Below are 22,617 nucleotides of genomic sequence, written 5' to 3' on the forward strand. Positions count from 1 at the left end.
TGGAACAACTAGACGGGGATATTTTGTAGAAATAGTTGTCCAGAAAAAGAACCGGAACAACTAAAAAGCATATTAGGACAGAAATAGTTGTCCCCAAAAAGGAACAGAACAACTAAACAGCATATAAGTGCAGAAATAGTTGTCCGGAAAAAAGAGCGGAACAACTAAGCAGCATATTAGTACAGAAATAGTTGTCCAGAAAAAAGAGCGGAACAACTAAACAGCATATAAGTGCAGAAATAGTTGTCCGGAAAAAGAACAGAACAACTAAACAGCATATAAGTACAGAAATAGTTGTCCGGGAAAAGAACAGAACAACTAAACAGCATATAAGTACAGAAATAGTTGTCCAAAAAAAGGAACAGAACAACTAAATGGCATATAAATGCAGAAACAGTTGTCCTGAAAAAGAAATCGGAACAACTAGAAGCTGATACTTATTAGAATTATTTCCACCACCCCAAGCTCCCCTCCAAATTTCCACCACTCCAAGCTCACCTCCAAATTCCCACCCCTCAAGCCCCATTTTCTCCCCGAATTTCTGCATTTAAGCGCGTTTTTATAATTGCGAAGACATAGACGTTGTAATAAAATATCAATATGAAACTAAGCGACGTGATGAAAGATTCAAAAATAAAAATTCATGCATCCATCAATGGGCACGGAATTCTCCTTATTACTAAGGCGGATATAGGTGTTCGTGATGGTCTTCTTGTGGACTCCCTTACTTACTTTGATGAGGACCTTACGTTTACGGAACCCTCCAAGGTTGTGGCTGTCAATAAGCGTGACGGCAGATCCTATGAGTTCAAGGCTACGAGGATCGGACCTGTGGAGACCAAGTATGGTAAGTTCCATCTGATAAGATGCACGGACGATGGCAAGATCGTCAATCGCAGACAGGCTGAGAGATATGATATCGACAGACTCGGCGTTATCAGGATTGGCGACAGCAAGGATATCAGGAATGCTCTCGTCTATGATATTTCAATGAAGGGCATAGCCTTTATTCTTGACACGGAAGCCTCCGTGAAGGTTGGGGATCACATTATCGCGTCATTTAGATACGATCCGACTTATTTCCATTTTTATGCATGCGAAGCAACTGTGGTTCGCGTATTTACGATGAATGGTCAGCCGGCAGTCGGCTGTACTCTTGATGCTATGGGAGCTGATCTTGTAACGCTCATAACCAGCAGGAAGAAGGAGAAGCTCGGCCTTAAGGTTGACGATATCCTTGATGTTGCGGGATCACCCGATGAAAAGATTGCATCAGGAGATAAGATTCCTGTGAATTACGTTCCGCAGCTGGCTGTTTCTAAGGAATACGAGAGCCAGAAGCATCAGGGCAAGTGGGAGCTTCACACACCTGAGAAAAAGCAAAAGAGTACACCTGCTCCCAAGTATGAAAAGCCGCAGCCAAGGCGTGAGCAGATTCCTGTGGAAGAAGAGGATCCTGAGCTTCAGCTCATGTCTCCCGACGAGGCAGCAGATCTTATTCCCGAGAGATCGGAGGAGGAGATCATGCGTAAAAGGGCAGAGCGCGTAGCCGATATGGACGATATGCCCGAGCTTCCAAACAGCATGCCGCTGGTGGATGCCGATGACCTTGAGGAGCTTGCTTCAATAGAGGATAGAACTCCTGCCAAGGCTAAGAAGCTTTTGCCGCAAAAGCCTGAGAATCCGCTTGATGATCTTAAGAAGACTAGGGGCGGTGCTACCAAGAAGTCCAAGCAGATGGTAGCTGACCTTGCTTCACTTGAAGGCGCTTCATTTAAGCCTTCAGAGAAGACTAAGAGGAAGCTGGATTTCATATCAAAAATAGTTGGGGATAAGAACGAGCTTAAGAAGATGATTGATACTTCCGATGAACCTGATTACAGGGCAGCGGAGGGAATGTCAGCCGCAAGGACAGGTCATCAGGTTAGATTTGTCGATGCGTATAATACTTCTATGAATACAAAGCCTGCACCCAGTTCGGAGAAAGCGGTAAATGCGGGGAGGACTCCGGCGGATGACAGGTATATGGCAGATGAGCCTGTAAGAACAAGGAAGCAGACCTCTGCACTTCCCGGTGGATTCCATGATGAATTCGACGGATACTTTAATCAGAATGGCAACGCTGTAGACGAAGGTCTCTTTGCTCCCAAGAGGGATGACGGATTCCTTACTCCTGAACAGATTGCAGATATTATAGAACTTGAGAGGATAAGTAAGAACGAGTAAAGACTAAAACTAATTACAAACGGGGGAGTTTGACTTATGGGGACAAATCACAGAATCCATTTCGGATTTCTTTTTCATGTAAATTTTTATCATGCTGATCTTGGGGATACCAACGACAACAAGGGCTTTGGAAGAGACCTTGCACGTATCCGCGAGATCCTTGATATCATGGCCAAGGCTAATAAGGAGGGGCAGCCTGTTCAGGCAGCGTGGGATTTTGAGAATGATTACACACTTGGAAGAATCCTCCCTTCATTGGGGCCCGATGTTGTTGACGGCGTCAAGGCACGGCTTCGTGAGAGAGGCGACGAGCTTTTATTCTCGGGAAGACATGCCAATCTTTTTGCCGGCATGACAGGAAAAGAGCTCAATTTTGCACTTCATTTTAAATCCAATGATCTTGGTGAAACTTCAGATGCACTTCGCGCAGAGGGTGATATTTTCACTCCGTCTATGATCGCCAGACTGAGAAAGTCAGGTATTAATACTGTGCTTTTGGGAAACAGTAATGTTGGTCCAAATGCGCTGTCCACGGTAAGTAAGGAGCTCAGGAAATCTCCTTATGAGACCTACAATCCATCAACCTACAGACATGGTAACAATTCAATAGTGGTGGTTCCTTACTACACTCCGGCTGACTGGATTGAAGAGGGTTCAATGACAAAGTTCCTGACAGGTCTTCATGAAAAGCAGCTGTCCGGTGAGATTGAGGGTGACCTTTTTGTGCTGGCAGGCGCTGATGTGAGAAGTCCCTGGTGGGAGCCTATGGAGATCAGAAGTCTTTTCAGAAAGGCAGCAGGTACCGAGGGTCTTGCAGGCTTCCTTAGAGCTCTGAGAAAACTGGACTTTGTTGCGTATAACACACCAAGCGGATATTTGAGAGATCATGCTCCTGTATCGGAGATCACCTTCGCAGGGGATGTGGCTGAGGGCAGAGGAAGTGACCTTTCATCCTACAGTGAGCTTCCCTATGACAGACTTATCTGGACCCGTATCGAGAGAGCGAGAATCGGCAGCAGGATTTACAACGCTGAGAGAGCATCCGATTCCCTGGCTGAGAGAATAAGACTTTTGTCAGCATCCGAGTTTGGACCGTTTTCACCGGCGCCGGAAAAGGACAGGTTCAGCGAGATTGAAAGGCTGTCTCTTGATATTCAGAATATCGAGAGAAAGGCTATTAATACAAAAGAGATGTCCATGAGAACCAGCGGACGTCAGAGACTTAACAACAGTGCGATCGGTAAGCATCTCTACTCAAGGAGAAAGGACGAGGAGGAGAGGAATTCCTTCATTATAATGAATGCCTCCGGTCAGAGAACTGTCTCCTTCCAGCTTGCTATCGACGGAGGTCAGTGTCCAAAAATCAGTACACTGGTTTTGGAGTGTGATGAGTGTCAGATCGACTCCTACACCGCAGTTGAGATGGGTAAGGAGAACGGATATGTAAACACCGCCTTTGTGGTTATGAAGTTCGCAGAGGCTCAGAATACTTACAAGATTTATTATCATTTTGACAGGTCGGATATTCCGAAGGAGCCCCATAAGCCGCTTATTGAGCTAAGACCCGAGGATCACCCTGTTTTCCATGCTGAGGGTGCCATGAAAAGGCTCCTTGAGGCACAGGGTAAGCTTAAGACAAAGCCGGAGCCTCCCAAGGAAGAACAGAATCCTGCAGTTGCAGAGCGCATAGCAGCCATGAACAATGCCAAGGGTGCAGGCAAGGCAGCCCGCATAGCAGGTGTGGAGAGAGAAAGCTATGTTATCACAAGCCCCGGACATAAGCTTAAGATTGTTGTGGGCGGAACAGGAGCTTCAAAGGGTAAGATCCGCGAGGTGTACTTCGGAGATGAGAGAATCGGAGATGAGCAGTTCCTTTCATCCTTTGTAAAAAGCGGTGATACCGTAAATGAGTTTACCTGTGAGGAGGTTGCTTCTGCTGAGCTTGCGGGAAGAGGAGACGGTGTGAAGATTACCGGAACGGTTCACGCAAAGGGCGAGGTAACTCCGGGTAAATTTACAATGCAGCTCATTAAGACATCTGCTCTTAAGGGAATAGACGGCGTTCTGGTTCATATGGATGTGACTTACCCCGATATGGAAAACGATGCGGGAGCACTTCAGGAGGTGGCACCGTTCCAGATATCACCTCAGTACCGCGCAGGTGTGGCTGTAATAAGGAAGAGCTTCACCGGGGATGTGAGCGATTTCCCTGTTTCTGTTTTCGGAAAAGCGGTGAGAGGAAACGAGAATATCTCTTCATTTAACCATCAGCTTACAGCAGGTATCGTAGGTGCCAAGGGCGCTCTGTCAGGCTTACTTCTTGGTATTCCGAGAACTGTTCTTGGAGGCCTTGCGGTTTGTCCCGGAAGACTTACAACGGACGGCGAGGGTCAGCACCTTTGCCTCAATCCCTACGGAACCTACGGCACCGGCAAGAGGGAGTATCCTTCCAAGAGCGCGGGACTTATGCAGAAATACGCAGACGCGGCTGTCAATGAAAAGCCTGCAAATATAGCTGCCGGCTACAGCGGAGTTCGTGAGAGATTCTGCATGTGCATGGCTGGCTTTGGCGGTGCAAGTCCCAGCGAGAATCTTATTGCCGAGCTTACAGCTTTTTGTGACGGAGCAATTATCTGCGGAGATGAGACCGGTGTTATCCATCCCTTCGAGGGCGATAATGTGAGACTTCCAAGGACCTACAAGGATGTTTCCATAAGACCTGTAAAGAGCGCAGATCCTGCTGAACTCAAGGCGATAAAGGCAGAGCTCTCCAAGTTTTTAAATCACCGTCGCAAATGATTTTCGGTGAAAAATCTGTTGACGCAGACATGCGTTTTTTGATATTGTAGACGCAAGGCAAAGGCGCCATTCCATAGGGAAAAGTGTCTTTGCCTTTTCTTTTTTTAGAGAAAAAATTCCGCGAGCGCGCAAGGGCTTTAGTGGTTTTAGAAATATTGCGGCAGCGCCTCCGCATAAGATGGCGCAGAAAGAGGATGAAATGGGCAAGCTAACCAAAAAGGACATTTTCAGAATTGTGAAGGAAGAAGACGTAGCTTTTATCAGGCTTCAGTTTTGCGATATTTTCGGCACACCGAAGAATATTGCCATAACTGCAGGTCAGCTTGAAACTGCACTTAACAATGACTGCATGTTTGACGGCTCAGCTATAGAGGGATTTACAGGACTTTCAGGTGATAAGTTTGAGGAGCTTGAGAGCGACATGTATCTGTACCCCGATCTTGACAGTTTTCAGATATATCCCTGGAGACCCCAGAGTGGTAAGGTTGCAAGAATGTTCTGCGACGTTTACACCGCTGACAGAAAGCCTTTTACATGTGATTCCAGACATATTCTTAAGAAGGTTCTTGAGGAGGCAAAGGAGATGGGCCTTATTTTCAAGGCAGATCCCCAGCTTGAGTTTTTCCTCTTTGATCTTGATGATGAGGGACAGCCTACGACACAGACTCATGAGAATGCCGGCTATTTTGACCTTGCTCCTGCAGATCAGGGTGAGAACGTGCGCCGTGATATCATCATGAACCTTGAGGAGCTGGATTTTAATATCACTTCCTCTCACCATGAGATTTCTCCTGCTCAGCACGAGATTGAGTTTACAGAAGATGACGCAGCCAGAATGGCTGATATGATAATGACCTTCAAGATGGCAGTTAAGACTATTGCTAAGCGCCACGGTCTCTATGCGACCTTCATGCCCAAGCCCAAGGAAGGCGTGAACGGTTCAGGTATGCACATCAATATCCTCTGTGAGGACGAGGAGGGAAGAGATGTTTTTGCAGGACAGGATGGCAAGCTCTCTGAGATCGCAAATCATTTCATCGCAGGTGTCCTTGAGCATATCTGTGGCATGACTCTTGTGACCAATCCTCTTGTTAATTCCTATAAGAGACTTGTTCCCGGCTATGATGCTCCTGTTAATGTGTCATGGTCTTCATCATCAACCAACAGAAGTGCGCTTATCAGAATTCCTACAATGGCAGGCAGAAATGCCAGAATCGAGCTTCGTAATCCTGATGCTGCATGCAACCCTTATCTTGCGCTGGCACTTATTCTTGCGGCAGGTATGGATGGAATCAAGAGAGAGCTTATGCCTCCGGCTGAGCTCAAGGTCAATCTTAAGAACAAGACCGATGAGGAGCTTAGAAAGACTAGATTCTCAACTCTTCCCGAGACTTTGGGAGAGGCCATCGACAGCTACAAGAAGGACAAGTTTGTAAAGGGCGTTCTTGGAGATGCTGTATTTAACAGATATCTTGATGCAAAGCGCAGCGAGTGGAAGAATTTCCGCACCTGTGTGACCCAGTGGGAGATCAACGAATATCTGAACAAGCAGTAATAGATTATTAAGTAAGGGAATGTGCCAGCTTGCAAAACATTATAGTTGCATTCGCTAAGCAGTCGGATGCGCAGAACTTCAAAAGCATATTGATGCGTGGCGGTTTTGAGATCGCCAACGTGTGCACAACCGGTGCCCAGGTTCTTTCAGCTATGGAGAACCTTGGTAGCGGCGTGGTCATTTGCGGCTCCAGGCTCGGTGATATGCAATGCATCGAGCTTGCAGGGGATATGCCGGACTATTTCACCATGCTTTTGGTTGCAAGCCCCGCAAAGGCAGATGAGTTACCGCTCCACGATCACAGCAATATCGTGTATCTGCCCACACCCCTTAAAAAGGACGACCTCTTTTCAACGGTGACCATGCTTGTGGAGGGCGTTCAGCTCCGCCGCAAGAAGCTCAAGGAAAAGAGGAGATTCAGAAGTATCGAGGATCAGAAGATCATCGACAGCGCCAAGGCGATCCTTATGGAGCGCCACAATATGACTGAGCCCGAGGCCCACAAATATCTGCAGAAATGTTCCATGGATTCCGGAACATCTCTTCTTGAAACCGCGGAGATGGTTCTGTCTATCAAGTGATTTTTGGAAACTCTCTATATTAAAATGTAGGGAGTTTTTTTATTAAGAAATTCTCAGGTGAAAATCTTTTTCTGTTGCCCCTTTGAACATCATATATATGGTATAATTTACTTATATTTTTTAGGAAAACGGAGGCTTGTTATGAACAACAGAGTTTTTCATGTAGATCACCAGATAGCAAGTAAAAATGTGGAGGATTCCGTCACAGAGTGGACCAGAGTCGTTAAGTTTGATGAGATCAACGGTTATGAGCGACTTTTCGGTGGAGAGCTGATGAGCTGGATAGATCAGGTAGCGGGCACAACTGCTCTAAGGCATGCCGGCACGCCGGTTACGACTGCTGCGATTGATAACATGCAGTTCAAGCAGGCGATCAAGCTCAATGATATCGTTGTTTTAATAGGAAGAATTACTCACGTTGGAAGGACTTCCATGGAGGTTCGCGTGGACACCTACGTTGAGGATCTTCGCACAGGCATGAGACATGTGGTTAACAGAGCTTACCTCACCGAGGTCTGCGTCGATGAAGACGGCAACCCGACTACGGTTCCTTATGGCCTGAATGTCCGCACTGAGACTGAGAGAGCTGAGTGGCAGGGCGCTGAAAAGAGAATAGAGCTGCGTGCGCAGAGGAGAAGAGAAGGATTTTAATTTAGGGCTTTTCCTTTGGTACTAAAGAGTGTAAAATAGTTTCCTACATACCTTTATTAAGTTATGTAGGAATTCTTGTTTGTATGAGAAATTTCTGTTTTGTCTGGGGGGGATAAGAAACGAGCATTAGTAGTAAAGAGGGAACAGAGACAAAGATGGATGATTTTGAAGTAAAATACCACCAGCAAAAAAGGCTTATAGATCAGCTTATGCACGCTCTTGCCAGAGTGGCTGATGAGAACGGAAGATATACCAAGGAGCACTCCGAGAGAGTTGCGCTCTATTCCATGGAGATCGCAAGACGCATGGGTAAGAGCCGCGGGGAGCAGTATGAGATCTATCAGATGGGTCTGCTTCACGATATTGGTAAGATCGGAATTCCGGACTACATCACAGCCAAGGCGGAAGGGCTTAAGGATAATGAGTACAATCTCATGAAGAAGCATCCCATGATAGGTGCCAAGATTCTTCAGGATATCACTGAGATTCCGGGACTTGCGGTTGGTGCCAGATGGCATCATGAGAGGTTCGACGGAAGCGGTTATCCAGACGGACTTGTGGGTATCGCCATTCCCGAGGAGGCCCGCATAATCGGTGTTGCAGATGCCTATGATGCCATGAGCTCCGAGAGAATTTATTCAGGAGTCATGAAGCAAAAGAAGGTAAGGGAAGAGATAGAGCGAGGCAAGGGAACCCAGTTCGATCCTGAGATTGCGGACATTCTTCTTCAGATGATAGATGATGACAAAAACTATGTCATGAATTCCGAAGTGCCTACTTATATTATAGAAGAGTATTTCACAAGATTAGAATAATAATGAAAATTTACGCCGGTAATGCGCTTTTAGGCATGCCGGTTCATTGAAAAGCGAGGCGCATCGTGGTAAAATTCTAACGGTGTGCCTCGTATTTTTTGCATATCTTTTGAAAAGTCATAAGACATATGAAAAATTCGAAGTACATATTATGTTGAATTATATTTTTTTGATAACCAGGAGGAACACAAATGAGTAAGAGTTTCGACGATATTCTCGCGAAGTTAAAGACAGCAAGCACTAAGAAGCTTGCAGTTGCATGCGCACAGGACGAGCCCGTTCTTGAGGCAGTTAAGCTTGCTAAGGAGCGCGGCATTGCTGATGCTATCCTTGTCGGCGATAAGGATGAGATCGAGAAGATCGCAGCAGGCATGGGAATGGATCTTTCCCAGTTTGAGATCATTGATGAGAAGGATACAGTTGAGGCAGCTACAAAGGCAGTTTCACTTGTTCACGATGGCAAGGCTGATATCTATATGAAGGGTCAGCTTGATTCCAAGACTTTCCTTAAGTCAGTTCTTAATAAGGAAGTTGGACTTCGTACAGGTCGTCCTCTTTCTCACGTATGTGTATTTGAGATTCCCGGCATTGATCGTCTTCTTTTCCTTACAGACGTTGCTTTCATGCCCTATCCCACTCTTGAAGACAAAAAGGTTATTATTGAGTATACAGTAAATGTTGCAAGAGCTTGCGGCGTTGAGTGCCCTAAGGTAGCTCCCCTTGCTGCAGTAGAAGTTGTTAACGACAAGATGCCTGTTACTGTAGAGGCAGCTGAGCTCACACGTCTCAACGAGGCTGGCGAGATCAAAAACTGCATCGTTGACGGACCTCTTTCAATGGATCTTGCTATCGATCCTTCAGCAGCTGAGCACAAGGCTGGCGCTAAGGACCGTAAGATCGTAGGTGACGCTGATATCCTTCTTTTCCCTGATATCCACGCTGGTAACCTTACTTACAAGACAATCGTTCGTCTTGCAACAGTTAAGAATGGTAACATCTTAACAGGAACCAAGGCTCCCGTTATTCTTACATCACGTTCAGATTCAGTTGAGGTTAAGCTCAACTCTATAGCACTTGCAGCAGTAGTAGCAGAAGAGAAAAACTTATAATCCGTAAAAATAAAGGAGAAAACCATGATCAAAAGTTTAATCATCAATCCCGGTTCCACATCAACAAAGCTTGGTATTTTCGAGGATGAGACACTTACAATGGAGGAGACTCTCCGTCATCCCACAGAGGAGATCGTTAAGTATGATCACATCATTGATCAGCTTGCTTGGAGAAAAGAACTCATTCTTAACTTCCTCAAGGAATCTAATCAGGATGTTAAGTCTTTCAATGTTATCGTAGGCCGTGGTGGTCTTGTAAAGCCTATCCCGGGCGGTACCTACGCAGTTAACGACGCACTCCTTAAGGATCTTAAGGCAGGCGTTCAGGGTGAGCACGCTTCTAACCTCGGCGGACTTCTTGCAAAAGAGATCGCTGATGAGATCGGTGTTCCTTCCTATATTGTAGATCCCGTTGTTGTTGATGAGCTTTGTGATGAGGCTAGAGTTTCAGGTCTTCCTCAGTGTCCCAGAGTTTCAATTTTCCACGCACTTAACCAGAAGGCAGTAGCAAGAAGATATGCTAAGGAGATCGGTAAGAAGTACGAGGATATCAACCTTGTAGTTGTTCACCTTGGTGGCGGTGTTTCTGTTGGTGCTCACAAGAACGGTCAGATCATCGATGTATTCAATGCTCTTGACGGTGACGGAGCTATGTCTCCCGAGCGTGCAGGCAGCCTTCCTACAGGCGGTCTTATCAAGCTTTGCTTCTCAGGTAAGTACTCTGAGGCAGAGGTTCGCAAGATGGCAGTTGGTAAGGGTGGTTTCAATGCTTGGCTTGGAACTAACGATATGAGAAACGTAATCAAGATGAGAGATGAGGGTAACGACACAGCTAAGCTCGTTATCGATGCATTCATCTTCCAGCTTGCTAAGAACATCGGCTCTATGGCAGCTGTACTTGATGGTAAGGTTGATCAGATCATCATCACAGGTGGTATCGCTTACAACGCTCCTCTTATGGACAGACTTACTGAGAAGGTTAAGTTCATCGCTCCTGTAACAGTTTATCCCGGTGAGGATGAGCTCCTTGCTCTTGCTCAGGGTGCACTTCGTGTTATGAACGGCGAAGAGGAAGCTAAGATTTACGAATAATTTTTTTGAAATAGGGTGGCCCTTCCAAGCGTTGGCTCGGGAGGGCTATTTTTAGAGGGTATGATGAAGGTATTTTTGGTTGAGGACGAATTTGTCGTCCGGGAAGGCATAAAGAACAATGTGGATTGGGAGTCGCACGGCTACGAGTTTTGTGGGGAAGCCGGTGATGGGGAAGTTGCGCTTCCAATGATACAGAAGCTTCAGCCTGATATTGTTATTACTGATATTAAGATGCCCTTTATGGACGGGCTCACACTTAGCCGCATGGTCAAGGAGAAGTTTCCCTGGATAGAGATTATACTTCTCACGGGCTATGAGGATTTTCAGTTTGCCCAGGAGGCCATAAGGATAGGCGTATCCTGCTATCTTTCAAAGCCGATAAGCGGCGATAATTTATTGAAGGAAGTGGATGCTCTCGCGGAGAAGACCAAAGAAAAAAGGCGCGAGCGAGAGATTAAAAAGCGCTATGAAGAGGAAATGAAGGAACGCACTGAATATGAGAAGCATGAGCTTTTCAGCGATATAGTCGCAGGGACCAAGGGGCTCTCTGAGATTATTGAGAGTGCCAAGAAGCTGTCTCTGGATCTTACAGCGATCAGGTACAACGTGATCCTGCTTAAGGTATGGTCCACGAGGCATGATGCTAACGAGTATTCACAGAGCGTTGTTGAGATAGAGAAAGGGATAAGGGAGATCGCCGAGAAAACCGGTGCGATTTTCTTTGACCTTGGCGTGGAAGGTATCGCGCTTTTATATGAAGGTGACGACGATAACACCATAGAAAAAAATATCGAAGAAGGCATTACTGAGATGAAGGCACTTTTCGATAACTATCACCACATCAGATATTTCGGCGGTGTGGGACAGAGTGTCGGAAGAATAAGCGATATAGGGGCTTCCTTTGGATGGGCAAGCAGAGCCTTCGCTCACATGTATCTTACTGAGGACAACGGCTTCCTTGTGGGATCGGAGGAGGGCCTCCATCCCGGGAAGGATGACGTGGTCTTATCTGAGATTGATCCCAAGCACATAGACAGAAGGCTTATAAAAGAGTTCCTTAGAAGAGGAGATGTGTCCGAGGCGGAATTTTTCATAGAGGAGTTCCTGAACGGTATGGGCAAGGGCGCCATCCGCTCAACGCTCCTTAGGCAGTACATCGCCATGGATATCTATTTCTGCGTGGCTGACTTTTTGGAGAACGAGCTTCACAAGGAGGAAAAACCGGAGATACCTACGCCGGAGGTTCTGGCGGATGAGGGTCGCACGATTCAGTACATGGCCAGGATTGTGGGTCAGGCTGCGGTTCTTAGAGAAGATGATTCCAAGGGTCATTACCGGGATGCGGTTAATGAGGTCATATCCTATATCGAGGAGCATTACACCGAGGAGGATCTGTCCCTTAATACTCTGGCAGCCCATGTGAACTTTTCACCTAATCATCTGAGTGCGGTTTTCAGACAGCAGACAGGTCAGCCCTTCATCAAGTATCTTACTGATTACAGGATGAATGCGGCAAAAGAGCTCCTTATCAGTACCTCCAAGAAGAGCAACGAGATCGGCCTTTTGGTGGGATATAAGGACCCGCACTATTTTTCATATTTGTTTAAGAAGACACAGGGGGTTACTCCTACGCAGTACAGAAGCGGCTCGCGCACGGAGGAAGGCTGATGGGAGATGAACAGGTAAAGAGCAAGAAGGTCAGGGAAGGTCAGAGTAAGCTCGCCAACCAGATTCGAATATCCTATCTGCTTCTGCTTTTGCCCAGTATTATTTTCATGGTGTATGCCTTCTATAATCTGTGGAAGGTGAACGAGAGATACGATGAGATGCTGGGGTCCGTTGTGGCAGCCAGTGAGTTCAGTCTGGATTTCAAGGAGGATTTCGACTACGAGACTTATCTTGTAATAGTAGGTAATGTCACCCTTGAGAATTCCAAGATTCCTACATATCTGTCTGCGGCAAGGAAGATCGTAACAAGGCTTGAGGACTACACTGACGACGGTGACAACAAGAAGCGTCTTGAGAGTGTTGCGAAGTACCTGGATAATCTGGAGGTCTATATCCAGAGAATCCAGAGCAATATGGAATATGACGACAGGTACGAGGATAACATCACAATATGGGAAAATGACGTTCAGATAGTTACGTCCCTTATTCAGGAGACCATAAACGAGTACGTCTATTATGAAAATAAGCAGATTCAGACTGCTCAGATCGAGGCGAAGAAATTCTACCTTGATATCGTGAAGATCATGGGTGTTATTTTTGTGTTCATGATTCTCTTTGTGGCTCTGCTTTCCTTCTGGGGTCCCTTGTGGATAACAAGGCCTATCGAGAAGCAGGTAAAGAGTGAGCAGAAGCAGCTGCGAAAGGCTGAGTTTGAGCTTTTGCAGGCACAGATAAATCCGCACTTTTTATACAATACTCTTGATGCTATCGTGTGGTCTGCTGAGGCGGGCAATCAGAAGCAGGTCGTGAGCATGGTTGGAAGTCTTTCGGACTTTTTCAGAAGCTCTCTTAATAAAGGTAAGGAAATCGTCACTATCAGGGAGGATCTTCAGCATGTGAGAAGTTATCTGGAGATCCAGCAGATAAGGTATCAGGATATTTTATCCTATGAGATCGATGTTCCCGAGGAGATTTTTGATTATACGATTCCGAAGATCACGGTGCAGCCTGTAGTTGAGAACGCGCTCTATCATGGCATTAAGAATAAGAGGGGCGGCGGTAAGATTATCGTAACAGGCGGTGATCTGGGCGAGTACATTCAGCTGACGGTGAAGGACGACGGAATAGGTATGTCCCAGGAGAGGCTTCAGAAGATAAGGGAGAGCCTTGCCATGGAGAAGCCGGAGGATAATACTATCTACGGTCTGTATAATATAAATGAGAGAATAAAGCTTTCCTTTGGTGAGGAATACGGTATCGGAATCGATTCAACGGAGGGTGTCGGAACGATAGTTAATATCAGACTTCCGAAAATCTTAACCGAAATCGTAAAAAAATGAACTTAAATAAAAAGAGTGTAAAAAAATTAACTTTATTGCATTTATTATTCAATGGCTTTTTTATCTGTAAAAATTAGAATAGTAATTGTTAAGGGAATGGTCCCTTAGCAATTACTTTTTTCAATTAGGAGGAAAAAAAGTTATGAAGAAGAAGGTATTGTCAATATTGATGGCATCTACAATGGCACTTGGCCTCGTAGCTTGTGGCGGTGGCGCTAAGCAGGAAGCTCCTGCAGAGCCTGCAGCAACTGAGGCACCTGCAGCTGAAGAGAAGGCTGAGGAGCCCGCAGCTGAGGAAAAGACCGAAGAGACAACTGAAGAGACCGCTACAGAGGATACATCCGCTGCATCAGGCGATCTTATCAAGGTTGGTATCATTAACAACGATCCTAACGAGTCCGGTTATCGTACAGCAAACGATGCTGACTTGAAGGCAATGTTTACAGAAGCTAACGGCTATGATGCAAAGTTTGCATACAGCTTAAAGAATGATGAGCAGATCACAGCAGCTCAGGGCTTTATCCAGGATGAAGTTGATTATCTTCTTCTTTCAGCAGCTGATACAGCAGGCTGGGATTCAGTTCTTAAGGATGCTCAGGACGCAGGCGTAAAGGTTATCCTTTTCGACCGTACAATCGATGCAGATCCTAGTCTCTATGAGGCTTCAATCGTATCTGATATGGCTAAGGAAGGTGAGATGGCAGTTGAGTGGCTCGCAGGTCAGGGACTTGATGAGTACAACATCATCCACATCCAGGGTGTTATGGGTAGTGCAGCTCAGCAGGGACGTAGTGGTGCCCTTTCCGATAAGGTAGCAGCTGAGTCAACATGGAACCTTGTTACACAGCAGACAGCTGAGTGGAACGCAGAGAAGGCTCAGCAGATCGTTCAGTCAGTTATCGATGCAGGTACACCTTTCAACGTAATCTATGCAGAGAACGACGATATGGCTAAGGGTGCTGTTGCAGCTCTTGATGCAGCTGGTATCAGCCACGGCGTAGGCAAAGACGTTATCGTTATGGGTTATGACTGCAACAAGTGGGCACTTGAAGAGCTCCTTGCTCAGAACTGGAACTATGATGGACAGTGCAATCCTTTCCAGGCTAGCTACATCGACGAGATCATCAAGACTCTTGAGAGTGGCGGCACACTTTCAGAGAAGACCATCATCATGGACGAGAAGGGCTTCGATGCTGAGACAATTACTCAGGACGACGTTGATAAATATGGTATCTAATTATTGATTTTCTGAGCGGTGCGGAATGTCCGCACCGCTCTTTTATGTAATATGAAAGAAAAGAGGTATAGCCGGTGGAAGAAAACAGAGTGCTCGAGATGCGAGGCATTAACAAAACCTTTCCGGGTGTAAAGGCGCTTCAAAATGTGGATTTTTCACTGAACAAGGGTGAGATCCATGCACTTATGGGGGAAAACGGAGCCGGAAAGTCAACTCTTATAAAGGTTCTCACAGGTGTTTACACCAAGGATACAGGTACTATCACTCTTGAAGGTCGTGGAGAGGTGGCAATAGGTTCACCTCAGGATGCGCAGAACTTCGGAATCAGTACTGTGTATCAGGAGATAACCCTCTGCCCCAACCTTACTGTGGCTGAGAACATGTTTATAGGACGTGGGGCAGGTAAGATAACAAATTGGAAAAAGATGAATGCGGACGCAGATAAGATTCTGCAGTCCTTAGAGATTCCTGCAAAGGCTAATCAGCAGCTTTCAAGCTGCTCACTGGCTGTTCAGCAGATGGTTGCCATTGCCAGAGCGGTGGACATGGAGTGTAAGGTTCTGATCCTTGACGAGCCTACATCATCTCTGGATGAGCAGGAGGTTGAAAAGCTTTTCGGTCTTATGAGAGATCTTAAAGCGAGAGGAGTTGGTATTATTTTCGTAACCCATTTCCTTGATCAGGTTTACGAGGTCTGCGACAAGATAACGGTTCTCAGAAACGGTACCCTTGTCGGAGAGTATGAGATCAAGGATCTTCCCAGAGTTCAGCTTGTTGCCAAGATGCTTGGTAAGCAGATGGATGATCTCTCTGATATCAAGGGAGAGGGAGGAACATACGAAGGCGCGGATGCGGATGAGAAGATTTTTGAAGCATCAGGTCTTCAGAGTAATGCAGGAATTAAGCCCTTCGATTTTTATATTAAGAAGGGAGAGGTCAACGGTTTCACCGGACTTCTGGGTTCCGGAAGAAGTGAATGTGTAAGAGCGATTTTCGGTGCGGACAGAGTTATAAACGGTTCTGTCAAGATGCACGGCAAAGAGGTTAAGATCAGTAAGCCTCTTGATGCTATGAAAAACGGTATCGCATATCTTCCTGAGAACAGAAGAGGAGACGGTATCATTGGAGATCTGTCTGTAAAGGAAAACATTATCCTGGCACTTCAGGTACTGACAGGATTTTTCAAGCCCTTCAGCAAGGCCCAGGTAAATGCATTTGCTGATGAGTACATAAAGAAGCTGAATATCAAAACCGCTTCAGCTGAAACACCGATCAAACAGCTTTCAGGTGGTAATCAGCAGAAGGTTATTCTGGCAAGATGGCTTCTTATGCATCCTGAATATCTAATTCTTGACGAGCCCACAAGAGGTATCGATATCGGAACAAAGGTAGATATTCAGAAGCTGGTGCTTGAGCTTGCAAAGGACGGTATGAGTGTTACCTTCATTTCTTCGGAAACTGATGAGATGCTCAGAACCTGCTCAAGACTGGTTGTTATGAGAGACAGAAAGGTTGTAGGAGAGCTCTCCGGAGATGACCTTACACAGAACAAGATAATGAGTACGATCGCGGGGGATAAGTAAGATATGAGTAAAACGACAAATAAAGATGAGAGCTTTTTCAAGAAGCTCGTAGGAAATCAGTTGTTTATACCGATTCTGGCACTTCTTCTCCTGGCGGTAATAAACCTGATAAATGATCCCGGATTTTTCAAGATAAGTCTCGGATTAAACAATGCAGGTAATCCTGTTCTCTCAGGTTACCTTATAACGATTCTGGATTACGGCTCAGAGCTTGGAATCCTGGCAATCGGTATGACACTTGTAACTGCTGCTTCAGGCGGACAGGATATTTCAGTCGGAGCAACAATAGCTATTGCTGGTTCAGCTATGCTGAGAGTTCTCTGCGGCGGAACATCAAGACCCACAGAGCTTGCAGCTCCTATCATAGTTGCTTTTCTTGTGGCTTGTGTAGTAGGAATGCTCTGCGGCGCCTTTAACGGTATGCTGGTTGCGGTATTCAAGATTCAGCCCATGATCGCAACGCTGATCCTTTTCACGGCGGGACGTTCAATCGCAGCATGGATCAACAACAATGAGTTGCCTATCGTTCCCGATCCGAAGTTTGCTTACTTTGGAAGCTTTATTCCCGGAATCCCGGTTCCGACCACAGTTTTCATAGTAATCGCATGTATCGTTGTGATAGCTCTTGTGCTTAAGTTCACTAACCTCGGTCTCTATACACAGGCTGTTGGTATCAATGAGGGAGCATCAAGACTTAACGGTATCAATCCTACATTTATTAAGTTCCTCAGCTTTGTAATTTTGGGACTGTGTGTTGCAGTAGCTGCACTTATCAAGGTTAGCCGTCTTTCCACAATTAACTATTCCGTTATTGCAAAGGATATCGAGATGGATGCGATCCTTGCGGTAGCGCTTGGCGGAAACGCTCTTTCAGGTGGTAAGTTCAATATGTGGGCTTCAATACTTGGCGCATATGTTATCCAGTTCCTTACAACTACTCTTTACAAATTCAATGTGCAGTCAGATGCACTTGCAGCTTATAAGGCTGTAGTTGTTATTGTTCTTGTTGTATTTTCTGCTCCTTCAGTGAGAGATTATATGAAGCAGCTTACAAGGAAGTTCGCGTCGTCGGATAAGGCTGCGCTTTCCAAGAAGGGGGTGGCCTAAATGAAAAACGAGAAAAAGACAGGTGTTTTCGGTAAGATGAACGATACAATGCTTCTTCTTACTATTACAGTCGTAATCTTCTTTGCGATGTATATCGGTGCGATCGTATTTCAGGGTGGTGCTTTTAAAAAGCCCCAGATGTTCTTCAATATCCTGAACGCCAACGCTGCGCTGATCATCACAGCCTGCGGAATGAGCGTTGTTATGATCTCCGGCGGAATCGATATTTCCGTTGGTGGTGTTGTGGCTCTGGTATCAATGTGCTGCGCGGTTTATCTGGATTATCACGATGGAAGCATTTTTGGATCAATTCTTATTGCTCTTGGAATTGGTGTGGCATACGGTCTGGTTCAGGGCTTCCTTGTGGCTTATCTTGATATTCAGCCATTCATCGTCTCGCTGGCGGGTATGTTCTTTGCCAGAGGTATGACGACAATTGTTAATACTGCTCCCTTCAACGTTGCAGACGAGGAGTTCACAGCTCTTAAGCTTGCGAGAATCGTGATCCCGGGTATGGGAACTACCAATAAAAAGGGTATTTATGTTCCTGCTTATGTTGAGATCGGAGTTATAGTTGCACTTTTAGTTGTTGCTGTTTTATTTGTTGTTCTTCGTTGGACCAAGCTCGGACGTAGCTTTTATGCGGTTGGCGGTAACAAGCAGAGCGCACTTATGCTCGGTGTAAACGTAAAGAGAACCAAGTTTTTATCACATATGATATGCAGCGTGCTTGCAGGTATCGGTGGTTATGTTTATTTCCTCCATGTTGGTTCAGGTTCAGCCAGCCATGCAATGGGTATGGAAATGAATGCTATCGCATCATCCATCATCGGCGGAACAATGCTTACAGGTGGTGTTGGTAATATCATCGGAACACTTTTCGGAGTGCTTTCACTTAGTACTATCCAGAATATTGTTTCATCTGCCGGTCTTGACCAGGCATGGTGGACAGGAATTACAATTGCTGCTATGCTTTGCATATTCTTACTTATTCAGAGCGTTGTTATGGCTCAGAAGAAAAAGGCACTTAAGGCATGAAAAAAACCATTACACTACTTACCTTACTGCTCCTGCTCCCGGCTATTTTGGCCGGCTGCGGGAGCAGAACCATTGAAGAAGAAAACAAGGAAGAAGCCACAGCGGGAGAGATTATAACTGTTGGTTTTTCACAGCTCGGAGCAGAATCCGACTGGAGGAATACCAATACTGCTTCCATGCAGGAAGCACTGACTCCCGAGAATGGCTTCAATTTAGTATATAAAAACGGTCAGCAGAAGCAGGCCAATCAGATAACGGCAGTCAGGACTTTTATACAGCAGGGTGTGGATTATATTGTGCTGGCACCTGCCACAGAGACAGGCTGGGAGTCGGTTCTTACGGAAGCAAGGGATGCGGAGATCCCTGTAATTCTTGTGGACAGGAGAGTTGATGTGGCGGATAAGAGCCTGTATTCCTGCTGGGTGGGCTCTGATTTCGAGCTCGAGAGCAAGAAGATGACGGCATGGCTCAAGGCTTTTACAGACAGAAGAAATATCTCTCCCGAGAATCTGCACATAGTTAATATTCAGGGTACTCCCGGTTCCACGGCGCAGATCGGAAGAACCAGGGGCCTTGCAAATGCTGCCAGGGAGTACGGCTGGGATCTCATGACTGAGGTCAGCGGCGATTTTACGGAGAACAAGGGAAGAGAGGTTATGGCCGCTCTTCTTAAGGGTTATGACAATATAAATGTGGTTTACTGCGAAAATGACAATATGGCTATAGGAGCAATTGACGCCTTAGAGAGCGCAGGAAAACGTGTGGGACAGAACATTATGAACGGAGAGGTCATGGTGGTCTCTTTTGATGGAGTAAATGAGCAGTCCCTTCAGTACTGCAGAGAGGGCAAGATATCCTGCATAGCAGAGTGCAATCCGCTGCACGGACCCAGAGTACAGGCGCTTATTGAGTCCCTGGAAAACGGCGAAACACCTGAGAAATTCAACTATGTGGACGAGGGGCTTTTCAGCTGCGTTAGTTCGGTAAAAAATGTGGTTGTTGACGGTACGGAGTACACTATTCAGGAACCCTAGCAGGGTTGATAATATGCGCGTTATTTGCTAGAATGTCATTTGTGATTTTGTCTTTATAAAATAGGAGGCGGATCTGCTTCCTGTTTTTTTATGGCATACGCAAAATTTTAATGGAGCGATAAAGAATGAGTATTATTGATAAGATCATCGGCACACATAGTGAGAGAGAGCTTAAGAGAATCCAGAGTACTGTAGATAAGATTGAGAGTCTGCAGCCTGAGATGAAAAAACTCACAGATGAGCAGCTTAAGGCTAAGACCGATGAGTTCAAGAAAAGACTTGAGAATGGGGAGACACTTGATGATGTTTTGCCTGAGGCTTATGCCACAGTTCGTGAGGCAGCTTGCAGAGTACTTGGCATGGAGCACTTCCGTGTTCAGCTCATAGGTGGTGTGATTCTGCATCAGGGACGTATTGCAGAGATGCGTACCGGTGAAGGTAAGACACTGGTTGCTACACTTCCTTCATACCTCGATGCACTTGAAGGTAAGGGTGTTCACGTTGTTACAGTTAACGACTACCTTGCTAAGCGTGATGCTGAGTGGATGGGTAAGGTTCATGAGTTTTTGGGACTTACTGTTGGTGTAGTTCTTAACAGCATGACAAGCGAAGAGAGACAGGCAGCATATAATTGCGATATTACCTATGTTACTAACAACGAACTTGGTTTCGACTATCTTCGTGACAACATGGCAATTTACAAAGAGCAGTGCGTTCTCCGTGGACTCAACTATGCGATCATCGATGAGATCGACTCAATCCTTATCGACGAAGCTCGTACACCTCTTATCATTTCTGGTCAGAGCGACAAGTCAACAAAGCTTTACGAGGCTTGCGATATCCTCGCTAAGCAGATGACACGTGGTGCTGATATGGAAGAGTTCTCCAAGATGGATGCCATCATGGGTATCGAGCAGGAGGAGTCAGGAGACTTCATAGTTAATGAGAAGGATAAGCTCGTTAACCTTACAGCACAGGGTGTTGCAAAGGTTGAGAACTTCTTCAGAATAGATAACCTTGCTGATCCGGAAAATCTTGAGATCCAGCACAACATTATCCTTGCCCTCAGAGCTAACAACCTTATGGCAAAGGATCACGACTACATCGTTAAGGATGATGAGGTTCTTATCGTCGACGAGTTCACAGGTCGTGTAATGCCCGGTCGCCGTTATTCAGATGGTCTTCACCAGGCTATCGAGGCTAAGGAGCATGTAAAGGTTAAGAGAGAGTCCAAGACACTGGCTACCATCACCTTCCAGAACTTCTTTAATAAGTTCGAGAAGAAGTGCGGTATGACAGGTACAGCTCTTACAGAGGAGCGAGAGTTCCGTGATATCTACGGAATGGACGTTATCGAGATTCCTACCAATAAGCCTGTAATCCGTAAGGATCTTCAGGATGCGGTTTACAAGACCAAGAAGGAGAAGCTGAACGCTGTAGCTGATGCTGTTCAGGCAGCTCATGAAAAGGGACAGCCCGTTCTTGTTGGTACTATTACAATTGAGTCCTCTGAGGAAGTAAGTAAGCTTCTTAAGAAGAGAGGAATTCCTCACAACGTACTTAACGCCAAGTTCCACGAGATGGAAGCTCAGATAGTTGCTGAGGCAGGTAAGCACGGCGCAGTTACAATCGCAACTAACATGGCTGGTCGTGGTACCGATATCAAGCTTGATGATGAGGCACTTGCTGCCGGCGGTCTTAAGATCGTAGGTACAGAGCGTCACGAAAGCAGACGTATTGATAACCAGCTCCGTGGACGTTCAGGACGTCAGGGAGATCCCGGTGAATCCAAGTTCTATCTTTCACTTGAGGATAACCTTCTCAGACTGTTCGGTTCTGAGAGACTTATCTCAATGTTTAACTCACTTGGTATTCCTGAGGGTCAGGAGATCGAGCACAAGGCTCTTTCAAAGGCTATCGAGTCAGCTCAGAAGAAGATCGAGGATAACAACTATGGTATCCGTAAGAACCTTCTTGAGTACGACCAGGTTAACAACGAGCAGAGAGAGATTATCTATGACGAGCGTAAACGCGTTCTTAACGGCGACAGCATGCGCGATACTGTTTATAAAATGATTACAGATATAGTAGAGGAGTCAGTTCAGACAGTAGTCGGAGAGGTTACTGATTCAGATGAGTGGAATCTTACAGAGCTCAACGAGCTTCTGCTTCCTATCATTCCTCTTAAGAAGATCAACCGCGGACGTATCACAAAGCTTACCAAGAACGGACTTATGCAGCAGCTTAAGGAAGAGGCTGTTAAGCTCTATGAGGAGAAGGAAGCTGAGTTCCCGGAACCCGAGACAATCCGTGAGATCGAGCGTGTAATTCTTCTTAAGGTTATCGACAGAAAGTGGATGGACCACATCGATGATATGGATCAGCTCCGTCAGGGTATCGGCCTTCAGGCATTTGCCCAAAGAGATCCTAAGATCGAGTACAAGCTTGCCGGCTTCGAGATGTTCGATGATATGACTCGTAACATTAAGGAAGATACAGTAAGACTTCTTTTCCACGTTCACATCGAAGAGAAGGTTGAGCGTGAGCAGGTTGCAAAGGTTACAGGAACAAATAAGGATGACAGTGCTGCCAAGGAGCCTGTAAAGCGTATGGAAGCCAAGGTTTATCCCAATGATCCCTGCCCTTGCGGAAGTGGTAAAAAGTATAAGAACTGCCACGGCAGAGCACAGGGTTGACCAATTTTAATTTAATTGGTAATATAAGTTGCTTTACTGATGACATTAAAACAAATGCAGAGTGATGAGCTCTGCATTTCCCTTGA

General features: G+C 45.9%; 16 protein-coding genes. All 16 read left to right on the forward strand.

Annotation, left to right across the window (positions count from 1 at the left end; translation table 11 throughout):
• The first annotated feature begins 618 nt into the window (after positions 1-618).
• The 16 genes from G587_RS0119240 (at position 619) to secA (ending at position 22,531) form a co-directional block, all read left to right on the forward strand.
• Positions 619-2,226 (forward strand): PilZ domain-containing protein, encoded by a 1,608-nt coding sequence (locus G587_RS0119240; protein ID WP_026493572.1) that lies wholly within the window; start codon positions 619-621, stop codon positions 2,224-2,226.
• A gap of 36 nt (positions 2,227-2,262) precedes the next feature.
• Positions 2,263-5,025, forward strand: a complete 2,763-nt coding sequence (locus G587_RS0119245; RefSeq protein ID WP_026493573.1) for a hypothetical protein — start codon at positions 2,263-2,265, stop codon at positions 5,023-5,025.
• Positions 5,026-5,224: 199 nt separating this feature from the next.
• Positions 5,225-6,580 carry a type I glutamate--ammonia ligase gene (gene glnA / locus G587_RS0119250; RefSeq protein ID WP_026493574.1) on the forward strand — a complete coding sequence of 452 codons (1,356 nt, stop codon included), beginning with the start codon at positions 5,225-5,227 and terminating at the stop codon, positions 6,578-6,580.
• Between the two features lie 29 nt (positions 6,581-6,609).
• The gene (locus G587_RS0119255) at positions 6,610-7,161 is read left to right on the forward strand and encodes an ANTAR domain-containing response regulator (RefSeq protein WP_026493575.1); all 552 of its coding nucleotides are present in this window, start codon (positions 6,610-6,612) and stop codon (positions 7,159-7,161) included.
• A 141-nt stretch (positions 7,162-7,302) separates the two neighbouring features.
• Complete coding sequence (locus tag G587_RS0119260) at positions 7,303-7,812, forward strand: acyl-CoA thioesterase (RefSeq protein ID WP_035787350.1); 510 nt, start codon at positions 7,303-7,305, stop codon at positions 7,810-7,812.
• A gap of 155 nt (positions 7,813-7,967) precedes the next feature.
• Positions 7,968-8,627: an HD-GYP domain-containing protein gene (locus G587_RS23685; protein ID WP_051201167.1), complete on the forward strand. Its 660-nt coding sequence runs from the start codon at positions 7,968-7,970 to the stop codon at positions 8,625-8,627.
• 191 nt (positions 8,628-8,818) lie between these two features.
• Complete coding sequence (gene ptb, locus G587_RS0119270) at positions 8,819-9,736, forward strand: phosphate butyryltransferase (RefSeq protein WP_026493577.1); 918 nt, start codon at positions 8,819-8,821, stop codon at positions 9,734-9,736.
• 24 nt (positions 9,737-9,760) lie between these two features.
• Positions 9,761-10,828 carry a butyrate kinase gene (gene buk, locus G587_RS0119275; RefSeq protein WP_026493578.1) on the forward strand — a complete coding sequence of 356 codons (1,068 nt, stop codon included), beginning with the start codon at positions 9,761-9,763 and terminating at the stop codon, positions 10,826-10,828.
• Positions 10,829-10,891: 63 nt separating this feature from the next.
• A complete protein-coding gene (locus G587_RS0119280; protein WP_242830115.1) occupies positions 10,892-12,496 on the forward strand; it encodes a response regulator transcription factor in 1,605 nt (534 codons plus the stop codon).
• Positions 12,496-13,836 (forward strand): sensor histidine kinase, encoded by a 1,341-nt coding sequence (locus tag G587_RS0119285; protein ID WP_035787351.1) that lies wholly within the window; start codon positions 12,496-12,498, stop codon positions 13,834-13,836. Before G587_RS0119280 ends, G587_RS0119285 begins: the two co-directional genes overlap by 1 nt.
• Before the next feature lie 142 nt (positions 13,837-13,978).
• Positions 13,979-15,073: an ABC transporter substrate-binding protein gene (locus tag G587_RS0119290; RefSeq protein ID WP_026493581.1), complete on the forward strand. Its 1,095-nt coding sequence runs from the start codon at positions 13,979-13,981 to the stop codon at positions 15,071-15,073.
• A 74-nt stretch (positions 15,074-15,147) separates the two neighbouring features.
• Positions 15,148-16,656: a sugar ABC transporter ATP-binding protein gene (locus tag G587_RS0119295; RefSeq protein WP_026493582.1), complete on the forward strand. Its 1,509-nt coding sequence runs from the start codon at positions 15,148-15,150 to the stop codon at positions 16,654-16,656.
• 3 nt (positions 16,657-16,659) lie between these two features.
• Complete coding sequence (locus G587_RS23690) at positions 16,660-17,763, forward strand: ABC transporter permease (RefSeq protein ID WP_035787352.1); 1,104 nt, start codon at positions 16,660-16,662, stop codon at positions 17,761-17,763.
• Positions 17,764-18,801 (forward strand): ABC transporter permease subunit, encoded by a 1,038-nt coding sequence (locus G587_RS0119305; RefSeq protein ID WP_026493583.1) that lies wholly within the window; start codon positions 17,764-17,766, stop codon positions 18,799-18,801.
• Positions 18,798-19,835: an ABC transporter substrate-binding protein gene (locus tag G587_RS0119310; RefSeq protein ID WP_026493584.1), complete on the forward strand. Its 1,038-nt coding sequence runs from the start codon at positions 18,798-18,800 to the stop codon at positions 19,833-19,835. The genes G587_RS0119305 and G587_RS0119310 overlap by 4 nt, the downstream gene beginning before the upstream one ends.
• A 125-nt stretch (positions 19,836-19,960) precedes the next feature.
• A complete protein-coding gene (gene secA, locus G587_RS0119315; RefSeq protein ID WP_026493585.1) occupies positions 19,961-22,531 on the forward strand; it encodes a preprotein translocase subunit SecA in 2,571 nt (856 codons plus the stop codon).
• Positions 22,532-22,617 lie beyond the last annotated feature (86 nt).

Source organism: Butyrivibrio sp. XPD2002 (genome assembly GCF_000423945.1).
In the GTDB taxonomy this organism is placed as follows: domain Bacteria; phylum Bacillota; class Clostridia; order Lachnospirales; family Lachnospiraceae; genus Butyrivibrio.

What these genes read in the sequence shown, in the direction of transcription:
- G587_RS0119240 (WP_026493572.1), top strand. Translation starts at nt 619, where the DNA reads ATGAAAGATTCAAAAATAAAAATTCATGCATCCATCAATGGGCACGGA.
- G587_RS0119245 (WP_026493573.1), top strand. Translation starts at nt 2,263, where the DNA reads ATGGGGACAAATCACAGAATCCATTTCGGATTTCTTTTTCATGTAAAT.
- glnA (WP_026493574.1), top strand. Translation starts at nt 5,225, where the DNA reads ATGGGCAAGCTAACCAAAAAGGACATTTTCAGAATTGTGAAGGAAGAA.
- G587_RS0119260 (WP_035787350.1), top strand. Translation starts at nt 7,303, where the DNA reads ATGAACAACAGAGTTTTTCATGTAGATCACCAGATAGCAAGTAAAAAT.
- G587_RS23685 (WP_051201167.1), top strand. Translation starts at nt 7,968, where the DNA reads ATGGATGATTTTGAAGTAAAATACCACCAGCAAAAAAGGCTTATAGAT.
- ptb (WP_026493577.1), top strand. Translation starts at nt 8,819, where the DNA reads ATGAGTAAGAGTTTCGACGATATTCTCGCGAAGTTAAAGACAGCAAGC.
- buk (WP_026493578.1), top strand. Translation starts at nt 9,761, where the DNA reads ATGATCAAAAGTTTAATCATCAATCCCGGTTCCACATCAACAAAGCTT.
- G587_RS0119280 (WP_242830115.1), top strand. Translation starts at nt 10,892, where the DNA reads ATGAAGGTATTTTTGGTTGAGGACGAATTTGTCGTCCGGGAAGGCATA.
- G587_RS0119285 (WP_035787351.1), top strand. Translation starts at nt 12,496, where the DNA reads ATGGGAGATGAACAGGTAAAGAGCAAGAAGGTCAGGGAAGGTCAGAGT.
- G587_RS0119290 (WP_026493581.1), top strand. Translation starts at nt 13,979, where the DNA reads ATGAAGAAGAAGGTATTGTCAATATTGATGGCATCTACAATGGCACTT.
- G587_RS23690 (WP_035787352.1), top strand. Translation starts at nt 16,660, where the DNA reads ATGAGTAAAACGACAAATAAAGATGAGAGCTTTTTCAAGAAGCTCGTA.
- G587_RS0119305 (WP_026493583.1), top strand. Translation starts at nt 17,764, where the DNA reads ATGAAAAACGAGAAAAAGACAGGTGTTTTCGGTAAGATGAACGATACA.
- G587_RS0119310 (WP_026493584.1), top strand. Translation starts at nt 18,798, where the DNA reads ATGAAAAAAACCATTACACTACTTACCTTACTGCTCCTGCTCCCGGCT.
- secA (WP_026493585.1), top strand. Translation starts at nt 19,961, where the DNA reads ATGAGTATTATTGATAAGATCATCGGCACACATAGTGAGAGAGAGCTT.